Below are 26,513 nucleotides of genomic sequence, written 5' to 3'. Positions count from 1 at the left end.
TTTTAAATAGGTATAGTAATTATTATAGTTGTTCCTATATTTTTTTCTGATTCAATATATAAAGTGCCTGCTATTTCATCAATTCTAGAATTCATATTTTTAACACCAATTCCTTTTTTTGTTTTATCAACTTCAAAACCAACCCCATTATCTTTTATCGACAAGCAAATTACATCATTTTTTAATTCAAAGCTAATATCTACCAAACTTGCTTGCGCGTGTTTATAAATATTATGCAAAGCTTCCTGAACAATTCTATACACATGTATTTTAGATTTATTAGATATATCTTCCCAATTAATAGTATCATCACTATTAAATTTATATTGCAGGTTATATACTTCTGTTTGTGTGTCTACCAATGTTTTTATGATATCAACAAAACCAGAACCTGAAATAAAATCGGTATTTAATTCATGGGATACTTTTCTAATATCTTCTTCAATAGTCTTAAGTTTGTCTATATATTGTCCTCTTGTTTTTATAGCATCCATAGAGGAACTCATATTCAAACTATCTAAACTTAAGCGTGTACCAAATAAACGTCCTAAAACCCCATCATGCAATTCTTGAGAAACCCGCTTTTTTTCTATAATCCTAGCTTCTTCTATTTTCTCCTGTTGAGACAGCATGAGATTGTAAATTTCTTCATTAGCTGCTTGTTGTTGTTGAAGAAGCTCTAATTCTTTATTTTTGCTTCGTTGTGTTATAATAATATAAAGCAGCATCGCGGTTATTATTAAAATACCTGAAAGCAACATAAGCCATACTTTTTCTTTAGCAATTTTTGCGTTTTCTGCTTCTATTTGTTTCGTTTCAAAACGAATTCGTGTAAATTTATTTCGTGTTTTACGTTCACTTTTTTGCAAACTATCATTTAACTTAATATACGCATCAAAAAAATTAACAGCTATACTGTCCTCTTCAATTCTTGAGAGCAGGAGTAATGATTTTAATAAATCATCATTATGATATTGCTCCGAAATTGCTTTCGCTTTATAAGCATAGTATTTCGCAGAATCTTTTTGTTGGTATTTAAAATAATACTCTGCTAAATGCTGGTGTATGGCTATTGATGGGTAGACTGTTGGCTTAATAGTATCTATGGCCTTTAACGCTTTAATATAAAGTCCGGGAAGTTGCTCGTGTTGGTTTGACAAATATAAAGTATGGGCATAATTATCAAGTACTAATGAATAAAAGTCTAAATCTTGTTTAATTAAATTGTCATCTTTTAACATTAATCGGTAAATCAGTAATGCTAAATCATACTGCTTTGAGTTCCTATAAGCTAAACCCAAATTATTTTTCAAAACATCTAAGGCTAATTTATTTTCGCCGTCTAATTTTTGAATTAATTCTATAGATTTTTTAAAGTATTTTATTGATTCTTCATATTGTTCTAACTGATCAAAGACCAAACCTAAGTTATTGTAATGAAATGCTTTTTTTTTATTTACTTCATTATCATTACCTAAAGATTCCAATAAAGACACTCCTTCAATGGAACTAATTTCACTTCCAGTAAAATCTTTTTCGTTTTTTTGAATTATAGCAATATCCAAGAGTAGTACAGCGGTATTAAAATCATCATTTAATGCTCTGTATAGCTTCAATGACTCATTATAATAATAATACGCACTGTCTGATGTATTTATATAATAATAATCTCCTAAATCTTTATTGATTAGAGCTGTTGATATGGTGTCTTTTACTTTGTTAGTAAGCTTTAAATTATTGTGACTTGACTTTAAGAAATTTTCTTTAAGTCCAATATCTAAATAAATTTTACTTAAATTCAAATTACTTTGAATAAGCAAAGATTTGTCATTTAAATCAAAAGCAACTCTTTTAGCCTTTTTAGCATATTCCAATCTTATATCTGATGTATTAGCTTCGTCTTGAGATTTAGATAGGTAAAACGAAAGACTATCTGATTTAGCTTTAAAATCAGTTTGCGTCCAACACAAGGCTGGAACAATTAATATTATTAATAAAGTTAAAGATTTTATATTCAATGTTTTTTAAAAATACCTACTCAAAAGTATTTATAATTTTTCATTTATATGAATAAAAAAAGCCCTTATAAATAAATAAGGGCTTAAAAATTATTAATACTTAACAATTATTTTATGTCTTTACCACCACCAGTAGCATAAGTGGTTAACACTTCATCTTCATTTAAATCTTGTTTTGTACAAGAAGTTAAAGATGCTACAAGTACAGCTACAATTAAAGTAATTCTTAGGGCTTTCATATTAATTTCGATTTTAAGGTTACACATTATAATTTGCTGCACTATTTAGAACAACAAATTCAGAATCGAGATTTTGACAAACAAAATCTTGACTAAGGGAATAAATGGATAATTAACTTTAAACCGAATGCAAAAAGCACACAGATTTATTTACTATTATTTTGAGGGAAAATTGACTCTATGGTCAAAAATGGATTAATTTACTTAATGAGAACTGAGGGGAAAACTATAAATGGTTCTATTAAGAAGTTCAAATGTATGATACAGTAGTATAACTACAAAAATATAATCGACAAAATGATTGATTTTATCGATTAAAAGCAAATATTTTTTAGACGAGATGAAAATTACTTCGTCATAAGACATTTATCGAAAGAAACATACTACAATGTTGATTTGCTTTTCACCAAGCTAGTTTTTACTATTTTAGTGGTTACTTCCATTTTTTCTGCATTTTTCAACTCCAATCTCTTAATAAGTTGTTGAGCAGCAATAGAACCTATTTTTTTAGCATGCTGCCTAATTGTTGTTAATTGTGGGATAGAATGATAAGAAACAGACTTACTGCCAAAAGCAATAACCGATATGTTTTTTGGAACACTCAATCCTAAATTTACAGCAGTATTAACAGATATAATTCCTGATGCGCTGTCGGCAGCAATAATTCCGTCGATAGTCTTATTCTTTTTAAAAAAAGATTTTATTTTTTTTGAACACTCCTTTTTATTACTCATTTTTAAAAGCAAGGGTTGATGGGTAGTCGTTTCAGAAATAGCCTTAATATAGCCTCTTTCACGCAACTTCCCGACACTCAAACTATCTATACTACTTATAAATGCAATTTGTTTTCTTTTTTCGGCTAATAAATTTTTTGTAGCATTATAAGTTGCCTCAAAATCATCTACAATAACCTTATCACAGATAACATCATGTGCTACTCTATCAAACATTACAATTGGTAAACCGCTTTCAATAGTTCTATTAAAATGGGCTATTTCTCCTTTAATTTGAGTTTCTTTGGCCAAAGACAATATAAAGCCATCTACACTGCCATTGGCAAGTAATTGAAGACTCTCCTTTTCTTTCTCTAAAGACTCATTGGAAATACAAGTTATAATATTATATCCATATTCCGATGCTTCTCTTTCTATTCCAAATAATACCTTTGCTAAATAATAATTTAAAATATCTGGGATAATAACACCTATTGTTTTGGTTTTATTCTGTTTTAAACTTAAAGCGACTTTATTAGGCTTATAATTATAAAACTCTGCAAGTTCCTTAACGCGCTTAATAGTTTCTTTTCCAATTTCGTCACTATTATTTAAAGCTTTAGAAACGGTTGAAATCGATACGTTTAATTCCTTTGCTAATTGTTTTAATGTAATCATTCTTATAAACCATGTATTTATTAATGCCGATGCAATTTACAAAATTACAATCATCAAAAAACGAGACAACTTAAAATAAGTTGATAGTAGAAAAATTCAAAACTACCTAACAGCATTAAAACAAAAAAGCTCCCCTATTTTCTTCGCACAAAAAAGGGAAACTTTATATTTGTTTAGTTTCTGAAACTATAAATTGTCTTTTCCTAAAATTCTATCTAACACCCAACTTGTTTTTGTAGCCGTTACACCTGTGGATGGATGAGTCATTTTTTGTAATAAATGATTTTTAATATTCTGAACATGATAAAATTGAATATTTTCAGGATGTTCTATTGTTATACTTTCTACAACTCCATCATGTTCTAATTTTATAGGTTGTTCATCAAAAACAGAAAAAGTGATTTTACCCTTATTTCCGTATATTTCAACATGATCTTCTCTTTTTTCTGTTCCAAAGTTCCAACTACCTGAACCTGTAATTCCTGTTTTATGAATCCAATGTCCTGTAACAGAATCCATGGCTGAATACAAACCCTGTTGATTGATTGACACGCCATTGGCTATTTCAATATCACCAAGAAGATGCATAAACAAATCAATACCGTGAGATGCTAAATCATCAAAATAGCCTCCATAGGCAATATTAGCATCAGTGCGCCAATTATACATTTTAGATAAATCAATTGCGTTAGCTGGCTTACTTAGGTGCCAATTAATATGCCTTACAACTCCAATTTTATGGTCTTCAATCCAAGATTTAATCTTTTGAAACCTCGGAAGAGACCTACGATAATAGGCCACAAATAGCGGTATATTTTTTTCTTGAAAGACATTTGTAATTTGTACACACTCTTCATGTGTAGGAGCCATAGGCTTTTCAATACAGCAAATTTTTCCTGCTGCAGCTACCTTTAGTGCATAATATCCATGAGAATCTGGTGGAGTAGCTATGTATATAGCATCAACTTCAGGGTCATTTATTAACTCATCTGCATCATCATAAAACATTGAAACCTTATGTCTTAAAGCATAATCTTTGGCTTTATGAATATCTCGACGCATCACAGCATGTAAACTAAAGCCCTCTACTTTTTGATATGCAGGACCGCTTTTAAGTTCAGTAACATTTCCGCATCCAATAATTCCCCACTTATAAACTTGACTCATTTCCTAAATTACTATTTAAATTTTTTTAACTTCTTTTATTTCTATGCTTAACTTTTTTATCTCTCTGTAGTACAAAAAAACAAAATAATACCTTAGCAAGAAATTAAAATCTAATAACTATCTTTTAATGTGTTTATTTTTCATTCCACTCTTTAACTTCTTATAGACAATCCTAAAACTCCCATAATAAGATGTGATGACAACTTATTTAAATATAACCATAAATAACTAAAGAAATAGTTAAAGAACTTAAAAATAGTAGACTTTCCTAAAAACACCAATAGACATGTATGGCATCATCAATAATACCTCATTTTCTATAAAAAATAAAGTAACTTTAAATATGCATGAAAAAAATATACTCATTGTCCGCATTAGAAAACCAAAATCAGCGACTCTTCTATATTGAAATCAGTATTAAATTATAATTTTAGAGGACAAATTTTGAGTGTTTGACATAATGTTTACGTGAACTAACAATCTACTAAATAAACTTCATCATATTTTTTAGCAAAACTATGTATTAATTTAAATTGATTTTTTGCCCGATTTAAATTATGTTCTGGGTATTTTATTTTGTAATAAATATCATTATTTAAGTAATCTGTTAAAAACCTTAAAGCCATTATGAATATCATAGTTTTTGCACCAAGAGGCAAATACTTTATTTCTAAAGGAGTTAATGAATCTTTTATTTTTTCTAAAAATCCTTTGGTATATGCTTTATAATATACTAAGTTAAACTCTACTAAATCTAAATTTATTTCATCTTCAGCAGCAGTATTACAAATAGTTCTTATGGCATCACCAAAATCATAATGTACTATACCTGGCATAACTGTATCCGTATCTATAACGCAAAGCCCCTTATTATCTTTTGTAAATAACGCATTTGATATTTTAGTATCATTATGAGTAACCCGCAATTTAATTTCGCCAGATTCTTTTAAATTTTGAAGAATATGCATTTCTTCCTTTAGTTCTGTAACAAAATCTATACATTCAGCAGCTTGCAAAAGTCGCTCTTTGGATGACGATTGCAAGGCCAATTGGAATTGGGAATACCGAAAGGACATATCATGGAAATTGGGGATAACCTCAATTAGTTTCTTAGCATCAAAATCATCTGTTAGATTTAAGAACTCTCCAAATAACTTCCCTCCTTCATAAGCCACCTCTTCATCTTTTACTGTTTCAAAAGTTAAACTTTCATCTATAAAATACATTAAATTCCAATAATTACCTAATTCATCTTTAAAGTATGCGTTGTCTTGTTTTGTTTTAGCAAACGTTAAAACGTGTTTATCCAAATCTTTTTTTAACTGGTTTTTAAGCTTGCTTTTTATATGTTGACTTATTAGCACTTTGTTGTTAATTAAACCGGGAACGTCTTTAAAAACACCATGATTAATTCGTTGTAACACAAAGTAGGGTTTCTTTTTTGTTAATATTAAATAGGTGTCATTTATATGGCCAGAAGCCAATTCTTTAAACGCATAAAATTCACTTCCATGTTCAAATTTTTCAAAAATATTTTTTAATTTTTCTTCTAACATATTACCATAATTTTTTAGGATAAACCCCCTTCATTTTCAATTCCTCAATAGCTTTTTGAACAATAGCCTTATCTTCTTTATACGTCACCCCAAACCACTTAGCATCAGACCTTAAGACTTCTACACTTGCTTTTTCTGATTTCAATATTTCATTGACTATTGAAGGTAAATAAAATTCTGCTTTTAAATTTGCTTTATTGGCCTCCAAAAAACTTTCAAACAATTGATCTCCAAATTCAAAACACTTTGGAGTAAATCCCCAAAAATTCATGGACACCACAGTATTTCGATCTATAGGAATAAAACTACCATTATCATCTTCACGCATAAGTTTACCATCAATTTTTTCTATATGAGTGCGCTCTGTAACATCTATCAAAAAACCTTCATCATTTACTTTACATTCACCTCTAGAAACATAACCATGATCAGACACCGTGTTTTTAAGCAAATATGCCATAGTATTAAAATCGTAAGAATCTTTATCTTTTTTTGCCAAAGACTTTGCCATTACATCAAAAGCTTCCTTTCCGTAAAAATCATCTCCATTTATTATTGCAAAATTTTCTTTTACAGCATTTTTCGCCATTAATAAAGCATGACCTGTTCCCCACGGTTTAGTACGTTCAGGGTTAACATACTTTTCTGGTACATTTTCAAGTTCTTGAAATACATAATCAACTTCAACTTTACCTTCCAGTTTTTTATTAAAAATTTCTTTAAATTCTTTTTCAAAGCTTTTTCTAATAATAAAAACAAATTTACCAAACCCTGCACTCAAGGCATCATACAATGAAAAATCTATAATTGTATCGCCTTCTGGAGTAAATGAATCTATTTGCTTTAAGCCACCATATCTACTTCCCATGCCAGCTGCTAGTATAATAAGTGTCGGTTTTTCTATTTTCATATTTCTTTTTATTAATTAATCCTAAAACAAAACTCTTAAAACTACAGAAAACAAAAGGGGGTTAAGCTGTTCAAACAAGAGGGGTTTAAAAAGATGCGCAATACATTTTGATTTTCAAAACATTACAAAAATTGCTGCTTTTTATTTAATGAAGCTCAAAACACTCCAAATTCATAAGTCCAAAAGCTTTTGCTGTATGAAAATTAGGAGTTTCTGTTTTAGGGTCTACCCAAGTTATCCAAGTAGGTTCATAACTACCATTTGTTTGTTGATGGTATTTTGCTCTAAAAATTCCGATTTCAATTTGACCGTTATTTATAAGTTCAAAATTTTTAAGTGACAGGAGGCTTATTTCAATTTCGACTGTAAAAAATGTAGACCCAGTATGTGATTTAATTACAATATCGTTTATTGGCCAATTCCAATTGAAATCAAATTCTTTATTCGGCTTTGCTTTAAAATCCATCAAACGTGGAGTTGGATCTATTTCTAAACAATAATACGGATTTAAGGCTTTGCTTCTTCTAAAAAAAAGTTCTACTCTATCAGAATTATTAATACTACTTTTTGTATTATCAGTTGTGTCAATATATGTTTTAGAATCTTCAACTTTAAAACAACAATATAAATTAACGCCATCCCACAAAGCCTTAAATTCTATTCTTTTTATTATTTCATCATCCCAAGGCGAACTAAAATCTGTCAAGCTTATAGCCTTCTCCCATAGTGGATGGTCACCCTTCCCATTAATTTTTAATTGGTTAGCATCAATTTTTACTGTAGAATATTTCTTTAACTTCAAATCTTATTCATTTTTCCATTTAGTGTTAGCAAAACAATTTTAACAATCATCATTCACATTATAATATCTAAAATTTCTAATTTTAATAAATCAACTATATATCTAAATAACTAACATGACAAATAATTAAACTACTTTACAATTTCTAAAAAATTAGGTACTTTGATTTTCATTTCATTTACGGCTAATTTGGCAATTTCAGTAGCCCCCAAAAATGATAAATGGGTATTATCTACTTTTCCTTCTGGATAATATGGATTTTCTCCTGGCTCAAAATGCAAATGAAGCTTTTTAGAACCTATAACTCCATAAGATTTCTCTAAGTTCTCTGAAAGGTACTGAAGATCAATAAAAGGCACATTATATTCCAAAGCCACCAACCTTAGCACTAAAGGATAATCACCATGAGTATCTATCAAAACACCATTTTCGTTAAAATTTCTTCTAACAATAGAAGATAACAAAATTGGTATTGCACCTTTACTTCTGGTTTCCTCAACATATTTAATTAAGTTATGACGATAACCAACATGAGCATTTGTGTATCGTTCTGGAGATTGATTTTTCTGATCATTATGTCCAAACTGAATTAAAACATAATCTCCTTTTTTTAATGTTTCAAGTACAGACTCCCAACGACCTTCATCAATAAAACTTTTACTACTGCGTCCATTTACAGCTCTATTATCTATAACAATACCATCTTTAAAATACGGTTGCAACACTTGTCCCCATCCAAATTCAGGGTTATTCTCTGGATTGGCTTTATTTGACATTGTAGAATCACCAATTGTATAAATTGTTGTTTGTTGAGCCATACCATTTGCCACTACAAATAATAGTAACAAGACTACATTAATTTTAATTAATCTATTCATTTTATTTTATTTTATTTTTCGCACTTCTACCTCAAGCTTATAGGAAGAAAACACAGGTTAACAGTTTTCCAATTGACAACATACACTTATCATATGTACACAAAGCACATTGATTGCAATATAAATTATAGACATAAAAACCAAACATCACTTTTTAATGAAGCATATATGATTTTCAATAAAAAATAAATGCTTTGTAATCGATTACCCAAAGATAATAAAAATATCTATAATACAAATTTGAAACAAAAAAAAGCCGCAACAAATCTATATTAAAATAATTATAAGAAGAAACATAAATTTAGCACATAAACTCATTATACTATAAAATAATAAAAAAAACACTACCCATAACAACCCCTATATAGCTTGACAAATCAGCTATTGTAAAAATAACAGCAACTACAAAAAACAAATCTCTTTATTATTGAAAAACATCTGGCAAATATTATGTAATTACTATAAGCAGCAAAAAAAACAATAACAAGCACCTATTATACATTAAGTTAAAAACAACTTTTTAAACTTAAAATTTGGTTATTATTAAAAAATAGTTAAATTTGTGTAATCGATTACAAAATATTACTCATTAATTTACAACCAACTATACAAAAAACAACCATTAGCAATATGTTACACAATTATCATGATTTAATCATTTTTTAAATTAAAAACTTACAATAATAACTAATAAACAAACGCATTTATGACTAGCCCATACTTATTAAGTTACTTAGCATTCTTTTCTAAAAAAAGAGAGGCTATGAAAACATTCTTTAAAAAAAAGAATTTATTTGTAATTAAAGTCTTTTTCATCTTTACAAGTATCATACAATCACAAAATAAAAGTGTTAACGGAACAATAACAGATGAAAAATCAGAACTCCCTCTTCCTGGTGTAACCATCCTCGTTAAAGGAACAACCACAGGAGTTACTACCGATTTTAACGGGAAATTTACATTAAATATTCCTAACAATGGCGAAACTTTGGTATTTTCTTATGTTGGTTACAAAACACAGGAAATACCCATAGGAAATGAAAATATAATTAATGTTGAAATGGTTGAAGACATTTCTCAATTAGACGAAATAGTTCTTGTTGATTATGGCTATGGGAAAGTAAAAAAAACAGATATGACTGGCTCAACAACAAGTATTAGTGGTAAAGAGCTATCAACAATCCCCGTTTCCAGTGCTTCGGAAGCACTTTCTGGTCGTCTATCAGGTGTTAATGTAACTTCTGCTGATGGAGAGCCAGGTTCTGAAGTTACAATTCGAATTCGAGGTGGTACTTCTTTATCTCAAGACAATAGTCCTTTATTTGTTGTTGATGGCTTTATTGTGTCAAGTATTGACAACATACCTGTAAATGATATTGCAAGTATTAACGTTTTAAAAGATGCTGCAGCAACAGCAGTCTATGGAGCTCAAGCTTCAAATGGGGTTATTGTTGTAACAACAAAATCACCAGAAGAGGGAAAGACAACAATTTCTTATAATAATTATTTTCAATTTAGTGAATTACCTGGAGATAGAAAATATGAAGTTTTAAGTCCTTATGAGTTTGTTTTAGCAAATTATGAATATGAAGCTATGAGAGGGCAAGCTGCCATTGATGCATTTGAAAAATATTATGGCAAATACGACGATTTTGAACTTTATAAAAGTAAAGAAGGTACCGATTGGCAGGACGAATTATTTGGGGGTTCTAGAGTATCACAATCTCACAACTTAAGTATTGGAGGTGGTACTGAAATGACTAAAATGAATTTAAGTCTTTCTAATAATAAAGACGAAGGCTTATTGGATGGCTCAGGTTATGAAAGAACATCAATAAATTTTAAATTAAACCAAAAGATATCAAACAAACTTACTTTTGACGCCCAAGCAAGAATTACAAATAGTGTAAAAGACGGCGCAGGTACATCAAGTGGACAACTAAAAATAAGAGATGCTGTACAAGCCAGACCAGTAAACGGTATTGCAGATGAGTTAGAAATAGATTTAAATGCAACAAACGAAAATGACGATTATCAACAGTTTCTTTTAAGTTTAGTGGATCCGAGTGAATTAGTTGAACAAGATTGGAGAAAAAGAACTGATTATGATTACGTTTTCAACGCAGCATTAACATGGAATATAACTGATAATTTAACTGCTAAATCATCCTATTCAGATTCACATGGCACCACAGAAACATTAAGATTTTATGGCCCACTAACAAGCGAATCATTTAACAATGGTGGTAGCTTACCGTTAGGAGAAAGAACAAGTAGCAAGGACAATAGTTATCGTTTCATTAATACTCTAAACTATAAAAAAGAATGGGTGGACTCTAAATTAGACATCTTAGTAGGTCACGAAATTTCATCTGCAGGAGGTCAATCAAACTTTCTTAGAGCAGAGCAATTTAGAGTATCAATTACTCCCGAAGAACTATTTGCAAATATGCAATTAGGAACTTTTGATAGACAAACAAGTGGTGAGAGTATAGAAACTAACAGAAAATCTTTTTTTGGTAGATTTGACTTTCAGCTACAAGACAAATATATATTCACGCTTACTGCTAGAGCAGACGAATCTAGTAGGTTTAGAGGCAAAAACACCTTGGGCATATTTCCTGCATTAGCTTTTGCTTGGAAACTTAACGAAGAGAATTTTATTAAAGATATTGATTTTATTAATCAATTAAAACTTAGAATAAGTTACGGAGAAACTGGTAACGATAGGATTAGTAGTGGTTTAACCCAATTTTTATTTTCCACAACAACATTAAGAGGCCCTGGCTTTGACAATGTAAATAATCTTATCTATTACCCTCAAAGTTCAAGCTTGTATAACCCTGACTTAAAATGGGAAACAACCTCAACAAGTAATTTTGGACTTGATTTCACATTGTTTAACAAGCGGTTGGATGGTAGTTTTGAATACTACGAAAACCAAACAAAAGATTTACTATATACGCAAGCCATACCAAATAATACAGGATTTACAGCACAATATGCCAATGTGGGTGTTACTGCTAATAAAGGAATTGAACTTGGTTTAACTGGATATATTATAGATAGTAAAGATTTTACCTTATCTGCAAACTTTAATATTGGTAAAAACACACTTACTATTGAAAGATTAGATGGCACGCAATCATTATTTGCTCAATCAAATTGGGCCAGTACCAGTTTAAAAAACATTAATGACTATCAACTTGAAGTTGGCGGAAAAATAGGAAATATGTACGGATTTGTTACTGATGGCTATTATGAAATTGATGATTTTGATAGTTATAACGAATCATCCAATGAATATAATTTAAAAGAAGGAGTTGCTGATGCTTCAGCTACTGTTGGAAACGAGGTTAGACCAGGGTTTTTAAAACTAAAAGATTTAAATGGTGATGGGTATATAACTGATGATGGTGATAGACAAGTAATCGGGAATGCTCTACCAGATTTTCAAGGTGGTTTTGGTTTTAATGTAAGATATAAAAACTTTGATTTAGCAACCTTCCTAAATTTTCAAGTAGGAAATGACGTGTATAATTCTGGTAAAATACAATTCAACCAATATTTCAGAGTTACAAACGGAAACCTACTGAACACCATGAGTATAGATAACAGATTCACATATCTTGATGTTGATGGTTCATACACGGGTACTCCTGGAGGTATTGTAACTGATTTAGAACAGTTAAGAGAATTAAATGAAGGTAAAACCATGTGGTCACATCGAAGTTTTACTAACTATACTGCTACAATCCATAGTTGGGCTATAGAAGACGGTTCTTTCTTAAGGCTAAATAATGTTACATTAGGTTATAGTTTACCAAAAAAATTAATCTCTAAAATAGGACTTTCCCAATTTAGAGTGTTTGCAACTGGTAGAAACCTTGCTATTTGGACTAAATACTCTGGCTACGATCCAGAAGTTAACTCAAGTTCTAATCCTTTTACACCTGGGCTTGATAATTCATCTTACCCAAGATCACGCTCATATACATTTGGCGTTAACCTAACATTTTAATTATAAAAATAATAAATATGAAACTAAAATATATATTAGCCATTATCCCACTAATGTTAATAACTTCATGTGAAAAGGATTTTTTAGAACCTGAGTCTATTTCAACATTTGATTTGAATTATGTGTATTCCAATGTAGATGATGCTAGAAGTGGTGTAAATGCTATTTATTCTTACTTTAATCAAGATGCTTTTAAATCAAGATTATCTAATAATATGACAGGTAATACTGACACTGAAAGACAATCTGGTTGGAATAGTACAGCGGACCGCTATCAAATTTGGAATCTGGATGCCCAAGAATCTAATCGAGATTTAGAAATTGTATGGACCTATGCCTATAGAGCAATCAGAGATGCCAATATAGCCATAGAAGGTATAAACGCTAGTGGTAATTTAAATTCATCTGATGCAGTTATCAAAACCACTTTTAATCAATTATTAGGAGAAGCACATACATTAAGAGCTTACTGGTATAGCATGTTAACGTTTCACTTTGGTGATGTACCTTATGTAACTAAAGCACCAGTTGCAGGAGACAATTTCTTTTTACCAAAAACAAATCGAAATGAAATTCTAAGTAGCGAAATTCAAGCCTTGAGAGACATTGAAGAAAACATGCAATGGGCGGACCAATTATCTTATGGAATTGAGCAGGTAAACCGAGAATATACGTTAGGGATGATAGCTAGAATAGCCTTACAAAGGGGTGGTTATTATTTAACTCCCGAATTGACCATGGTAAGAGATAGTGATTATTTAGAATACTACCAAATTGCTAAAGATTATACTAAAAAGTTGATAGATTTAAAAGATAGAGCGCTACCTACTGACTTCAAACAAATCTTTTTAAATCAGTGTAAGTTTATAACTCCAACTAATGATGACATTCTTTTTGAAGTACCATTTCCTCTTGGTGATGGTGATGTGGGTTGGAATATTGGAATACGTGTAGATGGTGGTAGTAGCGCTAAACATAATTATGGATCTGGATCCAGTCATATGGCTATACCTGCTACATATTATTTATCATTTGACAGCAAAGATGTACGTAGAGACGTTACTTGTGGATTGTATAGAATTACAACTGATGCAGAATTTATACATGTTGGAGGTCGAGACATATCTCAAGCCAAATGGAGCAGGTGGGAATTGGATACGCCTCCAGGGCAACTATCTGCTAAAGGAACAGGCATTAACTGGCCAATGATGCGCTATGCCGATGTGCTTTTAATGTATGCAGAAGCTGACAACGAATTAAATAATGGACCAACCGCTGAGGCTCAAGCTGCTTTCAAAAGAGTCCGTCAACGTGCATTTAATTCAGAAGATTGGTCAACTAAAGTAGACGCTTATTTAGCTGAAAAATCTGCCTCTAAAGAAACATTTTTCGATGCCATTGTAGATGAAAGAGCTTGGGAGTTTGGTGGAGAAATGATTCGTAAATATGAATTGATTCGCTGGGGGATCTATTCTGAAAAAGTAGCAGAGACAGTAGAGGGCTTAAAAAAATTAGCTGATGATGCCTACAATGGCATTGGAACTGGTCCAGATTACATGTATTGGAAAGTAGATGAAAGCGGAGATTTTGTAGTACTAAATCCAGATACAAAAATATTGGCTGCTCCAGATGACACTTGGATTAGACAATCTTTTTTACTCGATTTACACAATAACACCACAACATACACAGAATGGATTACAAGAGATTATGAAAATTATATTAACGGCCCTGTTCCTGGTGTTGTTAGATATGTATTCCCTCTCCCAACTATAGCAGTGGAAAACAGTCAAGGAACACTTGTTAATGATGGTTATCAGTTTTAAAAACAACTTATATAATACTTATAGATATGAAAAATAAAAAAAATATTTTTAATATTAAGACAGTTATATTTATGTGTCTAGTCGTTGCAATATTTAACGCTTGTGATAAAGATAATGACGAAACATTTGAAAAAACACGATTATTTCGTCCTGTTCTTAATGAAGAATTAACAGCAGAAGGAAACACAATAATCGTGAATATGGGAAAATTAAAAGAGGCCGTTGGATATACCATAGAAGTAAGTAGAGATACATTTGCTACAATTGAATATACAGTGAAATCGGATGATAATTATTTATTACTTGACTCAAATACTGTGGGAGAAGAACTATTTTGGAATACGTTATACCAAGTAAGATCTATAGCTCACTCTTCCGATAGCCAATATGATAGCAAATATTCAGATTTAGGAAATGTAAGAACAGAACGATTTCCTTCAATATTAAATGTTCCAACAACAAATGACGTTATTGATGTTGCAGCAAGAGTGTCATGGTCTACAGAAAACTCTGGAGCTGCAGTAACTGGAATCAAAGTTTTTTCAGCAGATGATTTAAGGTTAGAAACCCCCCTTTTTTCTGAAATATCGGTATCACCAGAAGAACAGGAAGCTGGCGAGTCTTTTGTTTATGGTTTAGACCCTGAAACAATCTATCAAATAGGAATTTACAGTGGAGAGGAACTTAGAGGATGGGTAAAATATACAACACGCGTACCTGATATTGATCCAAACGGACCAAATGTAATTGATATTCGTGATAATGAATATAGCAGTGCTGTATTGGATGCAATGTATACAGCTCCTGATAATTCTGTGATTTTGGTTAAAAGAGGAGTAGAATATGCTGCACCTACAATTAGCCTTGATAAATCAATAACCATACGTGCAGCCTATGGATTTGGTGATAAAAAAGCGCAACTTCTTTTTTCTGGTAGTTTTGACCTTGTTGAATATGCTTCCGTTAATCATTTACGATTTGTAGATTTAGAACTTAGAAGTACAAACTGGGATAGTAAATATCTTTTGGATCTTGGCAAAAGAGGTTCTATTGGAGAGGTGAATTTTGAAAATTGCTACATTACTAATTTTAGAGGTGTTTTAAAAATAAAAGCAGCAGACATCACAGTTGATAATTATATAATTAACAATTCAATAGTTGATAGTATTAATGGATATGGAATTGCAGGACAAGATCACGCAGGAAGTGTTTTAAATAATATCAAATTTTCTAATAGCACTATTAATCGTGCTGGTTACTTTATTATTTCTAGAAATAATTCTAAATCTATAATAGTAGAGGACTGTACTATTGCCAATATTTTAGAAGTTCAACGCCCTATGTTTAGATACAGACAAAGTGGTCAAGACAATGTAACCGATGGTATAATTATCAGAAACTGTATTATTGGACATGCGTGGGATAGAGCAGGCGATGGAACTACTGCAATCAGAGGAACTGACGGCCTTGAAGACACCTTTTTTAATACACCTAATAACTATACTGTTTCCGATTTTTCATGGGAAGCTTATCCTATATTAACACTTCCTGTAGGGAATGCTGGTATCACACAAGAAGATTTATGGGAAGACCCAGACAATAATAATTTTACTATTAAAAATAGTGGGTTTATTGGTAAATATGATACTGGTGATCCAAGATGGCGAGTTCAATTATAACAGATTGAACCAATTTAATATTCTTAACTTGGATAGTTAATGTTGTTACAAAAAAATAAACACTTTTAAAAAATTAGTTAAAATAAAAATTATGAAAATATATTATCCAATTATAGTAATAGCATTGCTTCTTTTTTCAGCTTGTGGTAGTGATTCACCTGATGAAGAAAATGGAGGTGAAGGCCAAGATGGCCCAACAGCTGTTGTAGAAGAGGCTTTGGCATTCCCTGGAGCAGAAGGTTTTGGTAAAAACACTACCGGAGGTAGAGGCGGCAGAGTGATTTACGTTACCAATCTACAAGATAGTGGCTCTGGTAGTTTACGATCAGCTATTCAGGCATCAGGACCTCGTTATATTTTATTTAAAGTTTCAGGTACCATAGCGCTTAGATCGGACTTAAAAATAGAAAATGGCGATGTTACAATTGCAGGACAAACAGCTCCAGGCGATGGAATTTGTATAAAAAATTACCCTGTCACAATAAACACTAATAATGTTATTATCAGATATTTAAGATTCAGAATGGGAGATGAAGCACAACAAGAAGATGATGCATTAGGAGCTCGGTTTCAAGAAAATATTGTTGTAGACCATTGTTCTATGAGCTGGTCTACTGATGAGTGTGCCTCATTTTATAATAATACAAATACAACAATACAATGGTGTATGATTTCAGAAAGTTTAACAATTTCTGTTCATGATAAAGGTGCTCACGGTTATGGAGGCATATGGGGTGGAAAATACGCTTCTTTTCATCATAACTTATTAGCGCACCATGATGCTAGAAACCCAAGATTAAGTGAAACAACAGGCTCTTCTTTTTCTTTTACAGATTTAACAGATTTAAGAAATAATGTTATTTATAACTGGGGAAGCAATAGTACTTATGGAGGAGAAGGTATGAATGCTAATATTGTTAACAATTATTACAAACCAGGGCCTAGAACTTTTCAAAATACAGCTTTAAAGGAAGGACGTATTTTTGCTATGGATAAAACAAAGGTATATGGATATGACAATTATGATGTTTGGGGTAAATTTTATATAGATGGAAACTATGTAGATGGTTACCCAAATTCAACAAATGATAATTGGACCTATGGTGTTTATAACCAATTTCATGCATCTTACACATCTTACACAAATACCTGTACAGATTCTAATGGCTACATTATTAATTGTGGATATAGTATTCCTGTAACTGATGAAGATAAAGCAGCCATGAAATTAAGCGAACCTCATGATATTGAGAATAATGTAACAACACATACTGCAGAAATAGCTTACAACAAAGTTCTTGATTACGCAGGTGCATCATTAGTACGTGATGTTGTTGACATTAGAGTTGTAAATGATGTAAGAACAGGTACTTATCAATATGAAGGTTCTGAAGGCAGTACTTTAGGATTAATTGATTCCCAAGCAGATGTTGGTGGTTGGCCAGAATTAATATCAGAACCAGCTCCTGTTGATACTTCAGGTGATGGTATGCCAGACGCATGGAAAATTGAGAAAAAATTAAATGTATCTGAATCAAATCCTAATGGAAATGATTTAAGTACGGGTTACGATAATGTTGAAGTTTATATTAACAGTCTTGTTGAAAATATTACAAACAACCAGATTTAGAGGTTAACTTTTATGTTGATACATATTTTTAACAATTTAAAAATTGGTTTTATTTTATATATTTTTTGTTTCAAAACCTTGAGCTTCTCTCAAGGTTTTGAAATAAATTTATGGAGTAATGTGCCTGGAGCTATAAAAGATATAGATTACAAAGAACAATTCACTTACTTTAATAACGGAGAGATAAATGGCGTTAGTAAGGTATCACAGCCTACTATAACTGTTTTTTTAGCAGACTCTACAATTTCAAATGGTACAGGGCTAGTAATATGCCCAGGTGGAGCATACTCTCATTTATCAATAAATAAAGAAGGATTTTCAGTAGCAAAATGGCTTAATTCTATTGGGATATCTGCTTTTGTACTTAAATACAGACTCCCTTCTGATGCTATTATGATTGATAAATCAATAGGGCCACTTCAAGATGCACAACAAGCAATGAAGTTAGTAAGGTTACATTCTAAAAAATGGCATTTAAACCCCAATAAAATTGGAATTATGGGATTTTCTGCTGGAGGACATTTAGCAGCTACCTTATCAACTCGATATGCAGAAAAACTATTACCAACATTAGACAGTATTAGTGCCAAACCTAATTTTTCTATTTTAATATACCCTGTTATTTCTATGAAAGATGAAATGACACATATAAATTCGAGAAAAAACTTATTAGGAACAGATATAACAGAAAAATATTTAAATAAATATTCTAATGAAATTCAAGTTAACGGAAATACCCCGAAAACCTTTTTAGTACATGCTTCAGATGATAATTCTGTGCCCGTGCAGAATTCTTTAACTTACTACAGGGCTCTTAACAAAAATAAAGTTCCAGTTGAAATGCATATATACCAAAAGGGAGGTCATGGCTTTGGAATGGGATCTGAGGAAAATAACAATTTCTGGCCAATTGCATGTGAAAACTGGTTAGCTTTCAATAAGTACATATTAAAGAGAGCTAATTAATATGAAAAAAATCTGTTTTGTCTTTATAGGAATCACTCTGTTTTTTGATTCTTGTAAAACAAACAATCTAAATCTGAAAATTGATGATGTCAAATTAATTACTCCTTTTGAAACTTCCCATATAAAAGTTCCAAATTTCATCAATACTGAAGAGTTTTCAATCTTAAGCTTTGGCGCCATGGTGATAAAGAAAAATAGATTTGCTAACTTTACTCGGACATAAAATTTAAGACCATTTTGTTATAAAACAAATATCTTAGAAACATGAAAAAACGATATTACAGCCCTGAATAAAAGGAGCAAGCAGTTCGGTTAAGTTACCAACGAGAGAATATAAAAGAATTAGCAGACGAGTTGGGTTTAGAAGTCCAAAGGATTTATAAATGGCGTAAGGCAGCTAAAACAACAATATCTCCTAAGCCAGAAAAAGCAATACCTGATGACACATTAGAAGTTAAAAGATTGCGTAAAGCTCTTAGAGAAAAGGAACTTGAACTTGAAATACTAAAAAAGGCCGTGCACATCTTCTCCAAAAACGATGGCAAATCTATGGATTTATAGCCAGCTACAGGCATTTATACCCCATCGAGAAGATATGCAAAGTTTTTAAAGTAAGTAGGAGCAGTTTTTATAGATGGTACACAGCAGGACCATCAAAACGAACATTTGAAAAGAGCTTGTTTACAGATTTAATAAAAAAGGAATTTGACCTGAGTAAACAGCGTTATGGCTCCACAAGAATAGCAGAACAACTAAAACGCAAAGGGTACTGTATATCCAGATGTAGAGTGGCTAAAATTATGAGGATGAACAATTGGGCAAGCAAACACAAAAGGAAGTTTAAGGCAACTACAGATTCCAACCACGGTTATCATGTTTGCAGAAATCTGCTGAACAGGAACTTTAACCCCAGTAGGTTGAATGAAGCTTGGGTCAGCGATATCACTTACATCCAGACCAATCAAGGTTGGCTGTACCTAACCACTATTATTGATTTGTTTGATAGGCAGGTAATAGGTTGGTCATTAAGTACAAGTTTACACACCAATCAAACTATTATTCCTGCATGGAAAATGGCTGTAAACAAGCGTACTATAAACATGGGGTTAATATTTCACTCAGATCGAGGGATACAATACGCCTCAAAAGCATTTAGAACTTTTATTAAATCCAACCCTTTGGTAACCCAATCTATGAGTAGAAAGGGTAATTGTTGGGATAATGCCGTTGCTGAATCCTTCTTTAAAACATTAAAGGTTGAACTTATTTATGATGATGATTTTAAAACTATTGAGCAGGCTAAAACAGCTGTTTTTGAATACATCGAAATATGGTACAATAGGAAACGTTTACACTCTTTTTTAGGGTATAAAACTCCTTATGAAGTAGAACAAGAATTTTATCAATTTAAAAATGTAGCATAGGTCTTAGAAAAAATGTCCGACTTTTTATTGCAAGTCCAATTTCTAATGGCTATTCTATAAGAGATTCAGAGGGAGAAAAAGTAACAATATTTTGGGAAAACGCTTTGGATGTGGCTTTTTGTGTAAAAGTAGCCTCTAAATTCAAATAGAATCTTTATTAAATACTTGAGTAAACATATCTAAGAAGTTTGCATTACTCATTAGCACAAACTTCTTAGATAATTTTTTAAGTTTATTTAAATATTTTTATTAGGTAAAGTGTTTAGTCTGTATATCCTAAATTTAAATAACGCAAATATACTTTTGAAATAAGTAAATCTGAATGCTCTTGAGCAAGCTTAAATTTAATTTTTGACCCTACGGGTATCTTTTTACTTAAAGTTAATGAAGCCCATCCCCAACGATTCCATTCTACATTCACTTTTTGCTCAACGCCTTCATATTCCAGTATTAAATAATTATTCTTCTCGCTTGACAAAGAGTTTTTGTTTTTAACTAAAAAACATAATTGTGGAGTTGATTGTGGTTCGCCTTCAATTTTAAACTGAATTTTAAGTGGTGATTTTAAATTATGATAAGGTAATGGTTCATCTTTTAATGCTCCTTCTACCTCAAATTTATTTATAGACTCTATTGGCTTGTTTTTTATAATCCCATCAATGTCAAAAATAGTAGTTGCCATAACAGTAGCGTATAATTGTTCATCCTTTAACGCAGGGATTTCATTAATAACAGAACCTTTAGATGTGTTTTCGATATGTATGTCTGAACAATTGTCTTTTTCAATAGTAAAAGTATTGATATGTCCATTCTTCAAATGAAATTCTGAAGCAGTGAGGCCATTAATATTTCTAAGATATGCAATCGATCCATCTTTTTTAAAAGTGTCAGCCGTTATATTTTTTAATTTTAAATTATCTATATAATCAAAAAGGAAAGGATGTACTTTTTGTGTAGCTTTAGAACTTATAGAAATATTAGACATACTTATATTTTCTATATTACGAACATAAAAGGCATAAGTAGGTAAATTTCTTCCAAATATTAATGCTGATGGATAAACCATATCATTAAAAGGAATTTTGTTTGGTTCAACAAAAGGGCCTTCAAAAGGATCTATATAGGATACACTAAAATTATTAATGGTTATATCACTTATCTTCTTTGAATGTAAACCAGCCATAATAGAAGGATACTTAGCATTAATAGCAGTTATATTATTAAATGAAATATTAGAAACCGTAGCTATTGTGGGTACATATTCTCCTGTTTTATATGGTCTGTTGCGGTTTCCTAATCTTAAGAAGATAGGTGTTGCTACATTTTCCATTTGAATATTGCTAATTTGTAGATTATCTAAAATAGCACCATCTACAGACATGATACTTAACCCAGATAAAAGTGGTACATCTTTTATAGTACAGTCTGAAATAGTAATGTTTTGGTATCCACCACTAGATTCTGTTCCTAATTTTATGGCAGACGCTTCAGTAGTAACAATACAGTTACTAATTTTAATGTTTTTGCAAACTTTATTACCCGAAGATTTAAGAACAATGGCATCATCTTGAGAATGAACTATTGAATTAGTTACTATCACATTGTTGCAACCATCAATATCCAATCCATCTCGGTTGGCTCTTGTAGAATTTTTTAGTGTTATTCCATCGACTACCACGTTTTCACAAAAAAGTAAATGACAGGTCCAATTTGCTGATTCAAGCATTTGAATATCACGGATTCTAACATTTTTACAGTTTACCAATTGAATAAGAAAAGGACGGTTAATTTGAGGTGCTGTTATTTGAAAATAATTATCCCCATTTCCATGAATAACGCCTTGACCTGAAATAGAAATGTTTTTTGCTCCGTTGGCATATACAACAAATTTATTTGCATAAATAGTTGTTCGAGATTCTGCTTTGCTATCCCATTCTATATAATCACTTTGTAACTCACTACCTAATAAAGTAGCACCTGCTGATATGTGGAGATTGATATTATCTTTTAACTCTACACCACCTACTTTATATGTTCCAGGTGGAAGTAAAACTTGTCCCCCTCCAGCTTTAAAGGCTGTATCTATAGCCTCTTGTATAGCCTTGGTGTCTAATGCTGTTGCATTACCAATAGCCCCATAATCTTTAACGTTGTATACTTGACTTGAAGCTAAAGCTGAAAAGCCTATTATAATAAATAAGGTTATCAGTTTTTTTAATTGTAATTGATTATTCAGCATTATTTTTCTTAATAAAAATGTATAATTCATTTTATATATATTTAATATGACTATTAATTTCCACTGATTTTCTAAAGTCTATGGGTTAAATAAAATAAAGAAAACATTTGGTGTAAGTATATTTTAAGATTGTATAGATATAATCTGTTCGAGTAAATCTCATGTGTGTTTCACAAAAAACCACTCGAACGAATTATAAGGTATCTGTACAAAAATTTAATTTTGAATTCTAATTAAACTAAAGGTTCTCAATTTTTAATTGATTTTTTAATTGCCTGTATTGAACATTAAAAAGCTCTTCCCAATCTACATCAATAATATTTTTATTGGCAACTCTAAAAGCTATAAGTTCCTTTGTTTTTTTTGTAAGTTCTTCCGAATCGCCATCAATTCCTGCCACTAAAGCCAAGAAGGTTAATCTTGAATGTTTATTCGAAATTTTCATTCTATTGATATAATCTTTAGCTTGATCTGAAATATCTTTATCGAGAGCATTGTTTAATAACATATCTGTTTTATCAAAATCAGATATTTCATAAAATTCATCAATTCGTCTTGTTAGCCCACCCATTTTACCAAATTTGAAATAAGTAGGTATCCTGCCATCACTTAGAGATAAATCCTCAGGAACTAATTCATTAGTGTAGATTTCTCTCCAATATCCATAAAATTTCCTGATGTCTTCTTTAGCCGCTCCAAAAACGTCTAAAAACTCATTTTCAAGGTTCTCAAACGTTTCATCAGGATTCTGATGTGCTTTTGCCAATATGAAGTTAACCATATCAGAAACACCTTCTCCAAATATAATTAAAGAATCATAATCAGTCCCTTCAGCTCCATTCTTAACAGCTAATTGAAAATGCTCAAAAACTCGTTTTTCTAATCCTAACGACATACCAAATTGCCAATGTAAATCATTAGGTCTGAAGTACATTTTTGTCATACCTACAGCTCTCCAATCCTCGTATAACTTTTGAGTTTTATCAAAGTCCGCTAACAATTCAGGTACAAATTCTACTAAAGTAGAAGGATGTAATTTTTCTCTTTTAGGAGGTAACAACATTTGTTCATAAGCATAGCCAGAAACTAAAATATCTTTTTGATACTTTTGTGCTTCTGTTACAACTTTGTTCCATAAGTGAATATATCTATCTGAGAGGCTCTTACTTAATGGCTCTCCTTCTTCGCGAGTATCTAATGCCAAACACCCTTCACAATGACACCATTCAGGATCTCCAAAACCATCACTATCATTTTCACAAACAGAAATAGAACCACTATGTTGTAGTGGGTTGTTTTTCTTAGCTTCTAACCATTTTTCAACCATAATTCCAGGTAAATCCTCATTAGATGGACACATCTTAATTCTTTCAGTTCTTCCTTTTCTATCTTTTCTGTTATAGGGTTTTCTTTCACCATTACCATTCAGTGCAAAAATATCTGGTTTTGTATCTTTAAAATCATCCCAATAAGTGTTAAAAGCATGTTGAAATTGATAATAGTTACTATAACCAAATTTCATTCGTCTAAGCCACACGTAATGATCTATATTGCTTTGTATTCTCTCTTCTTCAGTTAAATCAAATTCATCAGGTGCAAATTTTTTACCTGATACCGTCTTAAAATCTCCAGTTCTAATATTCCTTTGAGTAAAAGATGGCACCCAGGAAACTTCTTTATTTTTTATAGAATGAGATACATTTTCTGTATAAAAAACACCGTTTTCACCAGATTTCAACCAAGTAACTTCAAGTTCTTTTTCAATAAAATTATACAAACCAAACAAGGAGCCCGTTTGATTATAGCGCATATCTAACACTTCACTCAATACAATATCATTGTAATCCCCTGGATTAGAATTGTTGTAAGTACTATTAACTTTATCATAACCAAACACATATATATCAGTATCCTGAACAAGATAAACTCCTTCTTCGCTACTAAGATCTTTTTCATACACTTTCGGCATTATCCCTAAAAATATATGCTGTTTATATTCAGGATCTTTTGTGTTAATAATAGGTAACTCTTTTCCATATATTAACTTAAGGTGATAATTTAATTCTCTTGCTGAAAATAAATTTATTGAGTTAGGGTTTTCAGGTAATACAATAACTGTACTATCCAATGCCTCACTATCTATAACGAAAGAAGAGCTTTTGCATGACAGAACACTTAAAGAAATGCAAAACAGTATTATTTTATAATAACTTTTTATTTTCTCATATTTTATTTTTCTCATATTTTACTTTTTATTTATTTCTCTCTTTAAAAGGTTCTTTTTTAATTTCTTTACTTAAATATTGTATTTTTTACCCATTTGGAATCTCCAGCCTTAATAACATTATTTAGTAAGCATCTTTAACTCATTTTATTATGATCTATTTATCTTATAGATTAATTCATTACTGCTATATGTTGTAAGACTATAGTATCTATAAATAAGAAAAGATATATTTTTCACACATATCTTTTCTTATTTATAAAATATATTAACTAATTAATTTAATAATAATTTAATTGATTTTTGACCTTCAAAAGTCTTTACTGTTGCAATATATAAACCTGATTTAAAACTAAAGTCTGTATCGATATTTGTTTTAAATGCTTTAACTAAAACACCTGTAATGCTATATATTTTAATTTCTGTATTTGATTTTACATTTGATACATACACTCTATCTCCAGCCGCATGTAAATCTGTAGTTACATGAGACATGTTTTTAACAGAAAGCGCTTCTCCATTTATATCTGGAATACCTGTCATGGTAACATAATCATCATAAACTCTATAAAATTTAGCTTTATTTTCTGTTGTGTATAATTTATAGGCACCAGTAGTGGCCGCTTCAATATGTATTGCATAAGCACCATAATAATCAGGTGTTGTATCATAAGGACCATAAACCACATCTACATCTAAAGGATCCCTAACAGTAAATGTTCCCTCTGTAGCACCACCAGTAGATTGCAGTGACATTATAACAGTTATTTTATCACCAGACACTAAATCTAATAATAAATGACGTCTTCCATGATTTCCTGTACCATTTGCATAGATTCCGCCTACATAATTAGTTGTGCCATTAGTATAAGGAGCTTCTGCTGCTGGACCAGGAACAGCTGATTCATCATATCTTGTTTGTGTTGTATTATTGGTTCTAATCCTGTCTTGATTGGCAGATGTTGTAACATAACTGATTCCAGGCTCACTAGAATTAATAACAAAAGTACCTGCAGCCATTGATAGCCCAGAATTTCCATAGGTAATACCATTATGAAATATGTCATTCAAATCATTTGTCGTTAACATATTCGTGTAACCCGCTCCTAATTGTTCACCGGCTAAATCCCATACTTTGATTTGTGCCTCGAGTGCTGTTGTAAAACTTAACATTAATACGATAAGTAAAAGTAGTTGTTTTTTCATTTTGTAATGTTTTAAATTATAATAATGTAATCGATTACTCAAATATAAGTGTTTTTTTTTAATCACTGTAATTAATTCATAAATTATATTCAATACTCACCACAAAATCAGACAAATCAAAATCTAAACCACTAATATTAGGATACTAAGAATAGAAAAACGTTAATAAACGAGAGAAATCAAATTCACCATTAAAAAAAGTTAACTTTAGTTAAGAATACACAGTTGGCATTACAAGTATTAATAAATTAATATAAAACAAGTATTAGAGTCTATATACAGCTAAAATTAAAGATTATTAATATTAAAATCAGAATGATTTTTAAAGACATTTAAA

16 protein-coding genes and 1 pseudogene are annotated in these 26,513 nt (G+C 31.0%); 6 read left to right on the top strand and 11 right to left on the bottom strand.

What is annotated here, in order from left to right; genetic code table 11:
* Positions 1-2: 2 nt before the first annotated feature.
* The 8 genes from APS56_RS12750 to APS56_RS12720 all read right to left on the bottom strand — a co-directional run bounded on the left by APS56_RS12750 (position 3) and on the right by APS56_RS12720 (position 8,961).
* Positions 3-2,018, bottom strand: coding sequence for an ATP-binding protein (locus APS56_RS12750; RefSeq protein ID WP_054728885.1), 2,016 nt, complete (start codon positions 2,016-2,018; stop codon positions 3-5).
* 107 nt (positions 2,019-2,125) lie between these two features.
* Positions 2,126-2,257 carry a hypothetical protein gene (locus tag APS56_RS17230; RefSeq protein WP_257720164.1) on the bottom strand — a complete coding sequence of 44 codons (132 nt, stop codon included), beginning with the start codon at positions 2,255-2,257 and terminating at the stop codon, positions 2,126-2,128.
* 383 nt (positions 2,258-2,640) lie between these two features.
* A complete protein-coding gene (locus APS56_RS12745) occupies positions 2,641-3,648 on the bottom strand; it encodes a LacI family DNA-binding transcriptional regulator (RefSeq protein WP_054728881.1) in 1,008 nt (335 codons plus the stop codon).
* A gap of 186 nt (positions 3,649-3,834) precedes the next feature.
* On the bottom strand, positions 3,835-4,815 hold the full coding sequence (locus APS56_RS12740; protein ID WP_054728878.1) for a Gfo/Idh/MocA family protein: 981 nt from the start codon (positions 4,813-4,815) through the stop codon (positions 3,835-3,837).
* 473 nt (positions 4,816-5,288) lie between these two features.
* On the bottom strand, positions 5,289-6,371 hold the full coding sequence (locus APS56_RS12735) for a phosphotransferase enzyme family protein (protein WP_054728876.1): 1,083 nt from the start codon (positions 6,369-6,371) through the stop codon (positions 5,289-5,291).
* A 1-nt stretch (position 6,372) separates the two neighbouring features.
* Positions 6,373-7,281 carry a nucleotidyltransferase family protein gene (locus APS56_RS12730; RefSeq protein ID WP_054728873.1) on the bottom strand — a complete coding sequence of 303 codons (909 nt, stop codon included), beginning with the start codon at positions 7,279-7,281 and terminating at the stop codon, positions 6,373-6,375.
* Positions 7,282-7,426: 145 nt separating this feature from the next.
* A complete protein-coding gene (locus tag APS56_RS12725; RefSeq protein WP_054728870.1) occupies positions 7,427-8,083 on the bottom strand; it encodes a sugar-binding protein in 657 nt (218 codons plus the stop codon).
* Positions 8,084-8,214: 131 nt separating this feature from the next.
* Positions 8,215-8,961 (bottom strand): rhamnogalacturonan acetylesterase, encoded by a 747-nt coding sequence (locus APS56_RS12720; protein WP_054728868.1) that lies wholly within the window; start codon positions 8,959-8,961, stop codon positions 8,215-8,217.
* Between the two features lie 706 nt (positions 8,962-9,667).
* Here APS56_RS12720 and APS56_RS12715 point away from each other — a divergent pair.
* The 6 genes and pseudogenes from APS56_RS12715 to APS56_RS12680 all read left to right on the top strand — a co-directional run.
* Positions 9,668-12,982, top strand: coding sequence for a SusC/RagA family TonB-linked outer membrane protein (locus tag APS56_RS12715; RefSeq protein WP_236778420.1), 3,315 nt, complete (start codon positions 9,668-9,670; stop codon positions 12,980-12,982).
* A 17-nt stretch (positions 12,983-12,999) separates the two neighbouring features.
* Entirely contained in the window at positions 13,000-14,808 is a 1,809-nt protein-coding gene (locus tag APS56_RS12710) for a RagB/SusD family nutrient uptake outer membrane protein (RefSeq protein ID WP_054728861.1), read from the top strand.
* Between the two features lie 26 nt (positions 14,809-14,834).
* Positions 14,835-16,487, top strand: a complete 1,653-nt coding sequence (locus APS56_RS12705) for a DUF4957 domain-containing protein (protein ID WP_054728859.1) — start codon at positions 14,835-14,837, stop codon at positions 16,485-16,487.
* Positions 16,488-16,578: 91 nt separating this feature from the next.
* Entirely contained in the window at positions 16,579-18,117 is a 1,539-nt protein-coding gene (locus APS56_RS12700) for a pectate lyase family protein (protein ID WP_054728857.1), read from the top strand.
* A 78-nt stretch (positions 18,118-18,195) separates the two neighbouring features.
* Positions 18,196-19,083 (top strand): alpha/beta hydrolase, encoded by an 888-nt coding sequence (locus tag APS56_RS12695; RefSeq protein WP_211259724.1) that lies wholly within the window; start codon positions 18,196-18,198, stop codon positions 19,081-19,083.
* Positions 19,084-19,377: 294 nt separating this feature from the next.
* A pseudogene (locus tag APS56_RS12680) lies at positions 19,378-20,507 on the top strand (IS3 family transposase); the annotation flags it as partial.
* Between the two features lie 262 nt (positions 20,508-20,769).
* On the opposite strand, the gene APS56_RS12675 reads toward APS56_RS12680, so the two are convergent.
* The 3 genes from APS56_RS12675 to APS56_RS12665 form a co-directional block, all read right to left on the bottom strand.
* Positions 20,770-22,776, bottom strand: a complete 2,007-nt coding sequence (locus tag APS56_RS12675; RefSeq protein ID WP_082379347.1) for a glycoside hydrolase family 28 protein — start codon at positions 22,774-22,776, stop codon at positions 20,770-20,772.
* Between the two features lie 208 nt (positions 22,777-22,984).
* Entirely contained in the window at positions 22,985-24,988 is a 2,004-nt protein-coding gene (locus APS56_RS12670; protein ID WP_054728840.1) for a DUF4838 domain-containing protein, read from the bottom strand.
* A gap of 258 nt (positions 24,989-25,246) precedes the next feature.
* The gene (locus APS56_RS12665) at positions 25,247-26,176 is read right to left on the bottom strand and encodes a T9SS type A sorting domain-containing protein (protein WP_157757669.1); all 930 of its coding nucleotides are present in this window, start codon (positions 26,174-26,176) and stop codon (positions 25,247-25,249) included.
* Positions 26,177-26,513 lie beyond the last annotated feature (337 nt).

Origin of the sequence: Pseudalgibacter alginicilyticus (assembly GCF_001310225.1) — a bacterium.
In the GTDB taxonomy this organism is placed as follows: Bacteria; Bacteroidota; Bacteroidia; order Flavobacteriales; family Flavobacteriaceae; genus Pseudalgibacter; species Pseudalgibacter alginicilyticus.
The sequence above is the reverse complement of the archived record's forward strand: the minus strand, read 5'-3'. Positions and strand labels throughout refer to the sequence as shown.

Bases quoted from the DNA above. Each gene is read 5' to 3' on its own strand.
- APS56_RS17230 (WP_257720164.1), bottom strand. From the start codon at position 2,257: ATGAAAGCCCTAAGAATTACTTTAATTGTAGCTGTACTTGTAGCATCT.
- APS56_RS12745 (WP_054728881.1), bottom strand. From the start codon at position 3,648: ATGATTACATTAAAACAATTAGCAAAGGAATTAAACGTATCGATTTCA.
- APS56_RS12740 (WP_054728878.1), bottom strand. From the start codon at position 4,815: ATGAGTCAAGTTTATAAGTGGGGAATTATTGGATGCGGAAATGTTACT.
- APS56_RS12735 (WP_054728876.1), bottom strand. From the start codon at position 6,371: ATGTTAGAAGAAAAATTAAAAAATATTTTTGAAAAATTTGAACATGGA.
- APS56_RS12730 (WP_054728873.1), bottom strand. From the start codon at position 7,281: ATGAAAATAGAAAAACCGACACTTATTATACTAGCAGCTGGCATGGGA.
- APS56_RS12720 (WP_054728868.1), bottom strand. From the start codon at position 8,961: ATGAATAGATTAATTAAAATTAATGTAGTCTTGTTACTATTATTTGTA.
- APS56_RS12715 (WP_236778420.1), top strand. From the start codon at position 9,668: ATGACTAGCCCATACTTATTAAGTTACTTAGCATTCTTTTCTAAAAAA.
- APS56_RS12710 (WP_054728861.1), top strand. From the start codon at position 13,000: ATGAAACTAAAATATATATTAGCCATTATCCCACTAATGTTAATAACT.
- APS56_RS12705 (WP_054728859.1), top strand. From the start codon at position 14,835: ATGAAAAATAAAAAAAATATTTTTAATATTAAGACAGTTATATTTATG.
- APS56_RS12700 (WP_054728857.1), top strand. From the start codon at position 16,579: ATGAAAATATATTATCCAATTATAGTAATAGCATTGCTTCTTTTTTCA.
- APS56_RS12675 (WP_082379347.1), bottom strand. From the start codon at position 22,776: ATGAATTATACATTTTTATTAAGAAAAATAATGCTGAATAATCAATTA.
- APS56_RS12670 (WP_054728840.1), bottom strand. From the start codon at position 24,988: ATGAGAAAAATAAAATATGAGAAAATAAAAAGTTATTATAAAATAATA.
- APS56_RS12665 (WP_157757669.1), bottom strand. From the start codon at position 26,176: ATGAAAAAACAACTACTTTTACTTATCGTATTAATGTTAAGTTTTACA.